Origin of the sequence: Micrococcus sp. KRD077, from assembly GCF_017168505.1 — a bacterium.
Lineage (GTDB): Bacteria > Actinomycetota > Actinomycetes > Actinomycetales > Micrococcaceae > Micrococcus > Micrococcus luteus.
This window is the reverse complement of record NZ_JABFAZ010000083.1, coordinates 1-691: the sequence shown is the minus strand read 5'-3', so window position 1 is coordinate 691 and position 691 is coordinate 1. Positions and strand designations below refer to the sequence as shown.

General features: G+C 70.5%; 1 pseudogene. It reads right to left on the bottom strand.

The annotated features are described in order from the left end of the window. Nucleotides 1-506: pseudogene (locus tag J1M39_RS11635) on the bottom strand (acyl-CoA dehydrogenase family protein); the annotation flags it as partial. Nucleotides 507-691: the final 185 nt, after the last annotated feature.

Sequence of the window (691 nt, the reverse complement as noted above, 5' to 3'; positions counted from 1 at the left end):
CGGCACATCACCACGTAGCAGTCGGACGCGCCGGCGCCGGAGATGAACTGCTTGACGCCGTTGAGGACGTAGTGGTCGCCGTCGCGGACGGCGCGGGTCTTCAGCGCGGCCGCGTCCGAGCCGGCGCCGGGCTCGGTCAGGCAGTAGCTGGCCAGGTGCGCCATGCCCACGAGATCGGGGATCCAGCGGGCGCGCTGCTCGTCGCTGCCGAAGGAGTCGATCATCCAGGCCACCATGTTGTGGATGGAGATGTAGGCGGCGAAGGCCGGGTCCGCCTTCGCGAGCTCCTCGAAGATCAGGATCGCGTCCGTGCGCTCCAGGCCGGTGCCGCCGTGCTCCTCCCCCACGTAGATGCCGCCCAGGCCGAGCTCGCCGGCCTCGGCGAGGACGTCCACCGGGAAATGCTACTCGGCGTCCCAGTCGAGGGCGTGCGGGGCGACGCGCTGCTCGGCGAAGTCGCGGACGGCGTCGACCAGGGCCTTCTGGTCGTCGGTGATGGGGAACATGGGTTCGTCCTCCTGGGGCTCGGGCCGGCCGCGCGGGCGGTCCACGACGGGGTGGTGCGGGGGTGACACCGCGGGCGGCGACAGGGTGTGACTGTCATCACCATGATAATAGGACATCCAATGATTAGCCGTGTCGCCGCCGGGCCGTGGGCTAGCGTGCTCCCCGTGCAGACCACCACCAGCCC